Source organism: Marinobacter sp., assembly GCF_033722195.1.
Lineage (GTDB): Bacteria > Pseudomonadota > Gammaproteobacteria > Pseudomonadales > Oleiphilaceae > Marinobacter.
The window spans coordinates 1-6,389 of the sequence record NZ_JAWVZL010000134.1; the positions used below are offsets into that span (position 1 = coordinate 1).

General features: G+C 62.9%; 7 protein-coding genes. All 7 read right to left on the reverse strand.

Annotated features, from left to right (window positions below):
- On the reverse strand, nucleotides 1–1,186 hold a 1,186-nt coding region (locus R3280_RS15455; RefSeq protein WP_318999507.1), incomplete at its 3' end, for a DUF4105 domain-containing protein.
- A gap of 106 nt (nucleotides 1,187–1,292) precedes the next feature.
- Nucleotides 1,293–1,754 (reverse strand): DUF3015 domain-containing protein, encoded by a 462-nt coding sequence (locus R3280_RS15460; protein WP_318999508.1) that lies wholly within the window; start codon nucleotides 1,752–1,754, stop codon nucleotides 1,293–1,295.
- Between the two features lie 258 nt (nucleotides 1,755–2,012).
- On the reverse strand, nucleotides 2,013–2,714 hold the full coding sequence (locus R3280_RS15465; protein ID WP_318999509.1) for an ABC transporter ATP-binding protein: 702 nt from the start codon (nucleotides 2,712–2,714) through the stop codon (nucleotides 2,013–2,015).
- 9 nt (nucleotides 2,715–2,723) lie between these two features.
- Complete coding sequence (gene livG / locus R3280_RS15470) at nucleotides 2,724–3,479, reverse strand: high-affinity branched-chain amino acid ABC transporter ATP-binding protein LivG (protein WP_318999510.1); 756 nt, start codon at nucleotides 3,477–3,479, stop codon at nucleotides 2,724–2,726.
- A 5-nt stretch (nucleotides 3,480–3,484) separates the two neighbouring features.
- Nucleotides 3,485–4,753, reverse strand: coding sequence for a high-affinity branched-chain amino acid ABC transporter permease LivM (locus R3280_RS15475; protein WP_318999511.1), 1,269 nt, complete (start codon nucleotides 4,751–4,753; stop codon nucleotides 3,485–3,487).
- On the reverse strand, nucleotides 4,753–5,673 hold the full coding sequence (livH, locus tag R3280_RS15480; RefSeq protein WP_318999512.1) for a high-affinity branched-chain amino acid ABC transporter permease LivH: 921 nt from the start codon (nucleotides 5,671–5,673) through the stop codon (nucleotides 4,753–4,755). The genes R3280_RS15475 and livH overlap by 1 nt, the downstream gene beginning before the upstream one ends.
- Nucleotides 5,674–5,832: 159 nt before the next feature.
- On the reverse strand, nucleotides 5,833–6,389 hold a 557-nt coding region (locus tag R3280_RS15485; RefSeq protein ID WP_318999513.1), incomplete at its 5' end, for an ABC transporter substrate-binding protein.

The following is a 6,389-nucleotide window of genomic DNA, read 5'->3' on the forward strand; positions in this document are numbered from 1 at the left end:
CGGCAGGCGAGGGTGGCTGTTCGGGAGGCGCCACGCCGTCGATCCGGCTGCGGGCGCGCAGCAGGTCGTGGGACAGCGGTGCCGCGAAGTCCCGGGGCCAGCCCTCGGCCTCGGACTGGTAGCGGACGTAGTCGTAAGTGGCGTCCAGTACATGGGCGCGGCGCCTGGGTGGTAGGCCGGTGACTTCGGCGTCTTCCACGTCGACGTAGCCATTGGCGATGGCCGCCGCCAGGGTCTGGTCGGATTCGGGCAGCTGTTCGAGGCTGTAGGCCACCTTGGTGGCCGCCGAGGGCCGGTAGGTGATGTCGGCCACCAGGTCCCGGTCCATGACCCAGCGTACCGTGTCAGAGGGAATGGCGTGAGTGCTCACTTCGCTCAGCAGGTCGGTGCCGGGCCGGGCCACGTCGATCAGTGCCAGCAGTCGGTAGGCGCAGTTCTCGTCGAAGAAGTAGTAATCGAAATTGTGGTCCCGCACTTCCCAGGCGTGGGCCAGCAGCAGGTCCACCTCGGCCTCGGTAAGGTTGAGCCGGTACTCCCACAGGTCCCGGTTCTCGATGTCGGTGTAGAGCCGGATCTTTTCATAATAGGGCTGGATGGTGGTGATACCCGGGTAGCCTCCGAAGATGCCCCGGTAGGCGAACATGATTTCGCTGTCGTGGGCGGCGGCATCGGCGGCGTAGGAGATGGTATTGGCCAGCAGCAGGTCGGTGCCCTCGTCGCCCTGCGGTGGGTCCAGCCGGATGAAGGTGTGGCCGAACATGGACGAGGGGCTGTTCAGATACGAGGCCGCAAACACCAGGGTTACGGATTCGGTGTTCAGGGTCTGGCGCCAGGCGTCGTAGGCCGGGCAATCGACGGGGTTCTCGGCCAGCGACAGCTGCGAGCGCAGCCAGCGGTCGCGGGCGGGAAAGCGGCAGCGGGCGTGGTCGTCGCCACCGCCGGGTGCCTGAATTGCGGCCAGGGTAGCTTCCAGCTCGGCCTGGGGCGAGTGCTTGCCGTCCGGGCTCAGGAAAAAGTCCGGGTCGTCTGCCTGGCCGGTGTAGCCGCTGCCGAACCGGTCGGGCTGGTAGTGTCCCAGGGTGAGCCAGGCCGGGTGCCGGGCGAGGGAGTCCGGGGTGGCGGCATCCGCCAGGGTACTCACAGCCAACCAGAGCAGGGCTGGCGCCAGAAATCGTGATGGGCGCATGGACAAGCAGCGGATCCGTTATTGGGGCGCCGGAGCGCCCTCAGGGTGTACCTGGAGGGTGTATGCGCCGTCCCTGGCGCCAGATGAGTCCTTCAGGTTGGCCGGTTTATGCCACGTACTTGCTCAGGCCCTCGTGCTTTTCCAGCAGCGCGACGATGGCGTTGGTGGCTTCGTCGGAGGTGGTGTCAGAGGACGGGAAAATGGTGGCGAAGTTGTCCTGCAGAAGCTGACGGAATTCGCCGCGGTCGGCTGCGTCAACGCCCAGCAGCACTGCCAGGGTGTCCAGGTTCTCACCGCTGCCACGGGACATGTCACGGGCAATCTTGTCGATGTTGCTGTCCATGTACATGGCCATGGAGCGCACGGCTTCGTTGGTCTGGCAGCCCAGGGTACCAGTGGTCATACCAAAGGTCTGGTTACCAAAGGTGCCGTTGGTGGTGGCGGCCAGTACATGGGGGGCGATACCGGACTGTCCTTTCCAGATCATCGCGCCAACACCACAGCCCGGCTGGGCAAAGGCCAGGGTAGAAGCACCGAGAAGCATTGCACCTGCGATCAGTTTTTTCATAAGTCCACTCCTTGATTATGGTTTTGCTTGCGTCGCACATCCGATGCGCACAGGTCTGTGGCATTCGAATGATCACGGCCCTGACGAGCCATCCTCCAGAGACAGCCGACCGTTGCCCCAGAGTATAGCCGAGATTTGGCAAAGGCCAACTGTACAGATAGGCTCCGCAACACTTTGTCGGTTCTCGGTTTTCCCGGCAACGGGGGACAAAAAAGCCGGGACGCTGCCCGGCTTGTGGATGATGGCTCCGGAGGCGAACTAGCCCCCCAGGTAGGCTTTCTGCACGTCCGGATTGGCCAGCAGGTTGGCACCGGTGTCCTGCAGGCGGATGCGGCCGGTTTCCAGCACATAGCCCCGGTCAGCCAGGCTCAGGGCCTGGTGGGCGTTCTGTTCCACCAGAAACACGGTGATGCCTTCCTCCCGCAACTGGCCGATGATCTCGAAGATCTGCTTGATGATCAGCGGAGCGAGCCCCAATGAGGGTTCGTCCAGGATGATCATCCGCGGCTTGCTCATCAGCGCCCGGCCAATGGCCAGCATCTGCTGCTCACCGCCGGACATGGTGCCGGCGCGCTGGTTCTCGCGCTCTTTCAGGCGTGGGAACAGCTCGTAGACGTGGGCCTGGCTCTTGCGGATCTCGGCCTTGGTGTTGAAGAAACCGCCCATGTGGAGGTTCTCCGATACCGTCAGGCCCGGGAACACCCGACGGCCTTCCGGCACTATGGCAATACCGGAACGCATGATGTCCGGTGTGGGCTGGCGGGTGATGTCGCGGCCTTCCAGCACCACCCGGCCGGAGGTGGCCTGAGGGCTGCCGCAGACTGTCATCAGCAGGGTGGTCTTGCCGGCACCGTTGGCACCGATCAGGGAGACAATCTCGCCTTTCTTGACCTCGACGGAAACCCCGTGCAGGGCCTCGATCTTGCCGTAGTGGGTATGTACATCGTCAATTATCAGCATTGGGTCTCCTCAGGCCTCACCCAGGTAGGCTTTGATCACATCGTCGTTGTTGCGGATTTCATCCGGGGTGCCGCTGGCCAGCGGTCGCCCCTGGTTGATGACGTTGATGCGATCGGAGATTTCCATCACCAGGCTCATGTCGTGCTCGATCAGCACCACCGAGACGTTGTAGTCCTCCTTGAGGCTGATGATGAGCTGGTTGAGCTCCCGGGTTTCCGCCGGGTTGAGGCCGGCCGCGGGCTCGTCCAGCATCAGCAGCTTGGGCTCGGTAACCATGCAGCGGGCGATTTCCAGGCGCCGCTGCTGGCCGTAGGCCAGGTTGCCGGCATCCCGGTTGGCCAGGTCCAGCAGACCCACGCGGTCAAGCCAGTAGGCCGCACGGTCCAGGGCCTTCTGCTCGGCCTTGCGATAGCCCGGCGTCTTTATCAGGCCCGCCAGCAGGTTGGTGTTCAGGTGCCGGTGCTGGGCCACCAGCAGGTTCTCCACCACCGTCATGCGGTTGAACAGCCGCACGTGCTGGAAGGTGCGAACCAGGCCCAGTCGGGAGATCTTGTAGTCCGGGGTGCCCTGGATCTGCCTGCCCTGGAACTCGATCTCGCCGCCGGTGGGCTTGTAGAAACCACTCATGCAGTTGAACACGGTGGTCTTGCCGGCGCCGTTCGGGCCGATGATGGAGACGATCTCGTGCTCCTGAACGTCCAGTGACACCTGGTCAACCGCCAGCAGGCCGCCAAAGCGCATGGACAGATTGCGTACTTCAAGCATGTCCGTCACTCCTGCTTCTGAAGGTTGATGTGAATACGGCGCATGGGCATCAGGCCCTGCGGTCGCCACACCATCATCAGCACCATGGCGGCACCGAAGATCAGCATGCGGTATTCGGAGAACTCACGGGCCAGCTCCGGCAGGATGGTGACCGCGATGGCCGCCAGGATCACGCCGAACTGGGAACCCATACCTCCCAGCACCACAATGGCCAGGATGATGGCGGACTCCAGGAACACGAAGGACTCGGGGCTGATGAAGCCCTGCTTGGAGGCGAACACGGTGCCGGCAAAGCCGGCAAAGAAGGCACCGATGGTGAAAGCCGACAGTTTCACACCGGTCCGGGACAGGCCCAGTGAGCGCGCTGCAATTTCGTCTTCCCGCAGCGCCTCCCAGGACCGACCCACCGGCATCTGCATCAGGCGGCGGATGGCGAAGAAGGTGATCACCGCCAGCACCAGTGCGATCAGGTACAGGAAGATGATCTTGTGGACACTGTCATAGGGAATGCCGAAGAAGTCGTGGAAGGAAATGTTGCCCTCTTCCTTGACCCGGCGACCGAACTCCATGCCGAACAGGGTGGGGTCCGGGATGCCGCCGATGCCGTTGGGTCCGCCGGTCAGCGTGGTCCAGTTGTTCAGCAGGATACGGATGATCTCGCCGAAGCCCAGGGTCACGATGGCCAGGTAATCTCCCCGCAGGCGCAGCACGGGGAAGCCCAGCACCAGGCCGAACAGGGCCGCCAGCAGGGCGCCGGTGGGCAGCGCGACCCAGAAGGACACACCAAAATACTGCGACAGCAGGGCAAAGGTGTAGGCGCCGACAGCGTAGAAAGCTACATAGCCCAGATCCAGCAGGCCGGCCAGACCGACCACCACGTTCAGGCCCAGGGCCAGCATGATGTAGATCAGCACCAGGGTAGACAGGTCCACCGCTCCGCGGGAGGCGAAGAAGGGCCATATTGCCGCCACGGCGATGATACCGATGAGCGCCAGGTTCTGGAGCTTGAGCCGGGTCTGGTCACTCAAACCGGCTGTCGGTGCTACCGAAGGCTTGGGAACACGGCCCAGCGCGGCCATGATCGAATCACGGAAAAGCTGGAACAGGAAGACCGCCACCGCGGCCATCAGGATGGCAATCAGGGTGGTGGTACTGGCCCCTTCCAGGCCCACGAAGGTGCCCTCGGGCACCAGGTTGAGGCCCAGAATGGGGTAGGAAATGACAAGGGTAATGACCGCACAGAAGAGTGCGTGTTTGACATTGGACGTCTGCATCAGATCTTCTCAACCTCCGGTTTGCCGAGCAGGCCGGTGGGTTTGAACAGCAGAATGAGGATCAGCAGGCCAAAGGAGACCACGTCCTGGTACTCACCGCTCAGATAGCCGGATGTCATGCTCTCCGAGACGCCGAGGATCAGGCCCCCCAGCATGGCGCCGGGAATGCTGCCGATACCGCCCAGCACGGCGGCCGTAAACGCCTTGAGACCGGCGATGAAACCGAACAGCGGGTCGATCGAACCGTAGTACATGCCCAGCAGCAGGCCCGCGACGGCGGCCAGCGCGGCACCGATCACGAAGGTGGCGGCGATGATGCGGTTGGTGTCGATGCCCAGCAGATTGGACATGCCCAGGTCCTGGGACACCGCGCGGCAGGCGCGCCCTGTGCGGGAGCGGGCGATGAACAGGGACAGGCCGGCCATGCAGATCAGGGTGACCACGAAAATGGTGATCTGGATGAAGGAGATGGAGACCTGGAAGTCGGCGCTGCCGCCGAGGGTGAAGCCGCCTTCGATCAGGGCAGGGAAGCCGATGTTGCGGGAACCCTGGGCCAGGTGGACGTAATTCTGCAGGAAGATGGACATGCCGATGGCGGAGATCAGCGGAATCAGGCGATGACGGCCCCGTACCGGCCGATAGGCGACCCGCTCCACGGCCCAGCCCATGGAGCTGGAGACGATGACTGCGCAAATCAGTGCGACCAGCAGGACGATCGGCAGGAAGGCGATACCGAGCGCGGCCAGGCCGGCAATGGCAATCAGCGCGGTGTAGGCGCCGATCATGTAGATTTCGCCATGGGCGAAGTTGATCATACCTATGATGCCGTAAACCATCGTGTAGCCGATGGCGATCAGGGCATAGGCACTCCCGATCGTCAGCCCGTTGATGAGCTGCTGGAGAAAATAGGGGTCAAGCATGTTGTGGGGCTCCGAAAACCTGCCCCCCTTGGCTGCCACGCCCGACGCCGCCGGGGTGCCGGCTATGACGGGGTGGGAAGCATTCGGGAGCTTAAAAAAACACCTTCCCCCGGATCGCGGTGGGAAGGTGTTCCATTACCGTCCGTTAATGAACGCGGCTCAGTTTACCGGAGTTTTGCTGCCATCTGAATGCCATTCGTAGACAACGAACTCGAATGACTTCATATCGCCGGCTTCGTCGTAGGCAACTTCGCCGATCGGTGTGGAGAAGGAGCCTTCGCGCAGGGCGGCGGCAACGTCAAACGGATCGGTGGAGCCGGCCTTCTCGATACCGTCGGCAATCAGCTTGACCGCGGTGTAGGAAGTCAGCACGAACGGACCGGAGGGGTCTTCACCCTTGGCCTTGAAGGCCTCAACCAGGGCCTGGTTCTCTTCTTTCTCGTCAAAGCTCGGGGGCAGGGTCACCAGCAGACCTTCGGCGGCGTCGCCGGCGATGCTGTTGATGTCCTTGTTACCCACGCCCTCGGGGCCCATGAAGCGGGCATCCAGGCCAGCAGAGTCAGCCTGGCGCAGAATCAGACCCAGCTCCGGGTGGTAACCGCCGTAGTAGACGTAATCCACGTCGGCCTGCTTGAGCTTGGTTACCAGCGAGGAGAAGTCCTTGTCGCCGGCGGTGATGCCTTCAAACATGGCGATTTCAACGCCAGCGTCCTTCA

Coding starts and splice junctions, on each gene's coding strand:
- R3280_RS15460 (WP_318999508.1), bottom strand. CDS start 1,754: ATGAAAAAACTGATCGCAGGTGCAATGCTTCTCGGTGCTTCTACCCTG.
- R3280_RS15465 (WP_318999509.1), bottom strand. CDS start 2,714: ATGCTGATAATTGACGATGTACATACCCACTACGGCAAGATCGAGGCC.
- livG (WP_318999510.1), bottom strand. CDS start 3,479: ATGCTTGAAGTACGCAATCTGTCCATGCGCTTTGGCGGCCTGCTGGCG.
- R3280_RS15475 (WP_318999511.1), bottom strand. CDS start 4,753: ATGCAGACGTCCAATGTCAAACACGCACTCTTCTGTGCGGTCATTACC.
- livH (WP_318999512.1), bottom strand. CDS start 5,673: ATGCTTGACCCCTATTTTCTCCAGCAGCTCATCAACGGGCTGACGATC.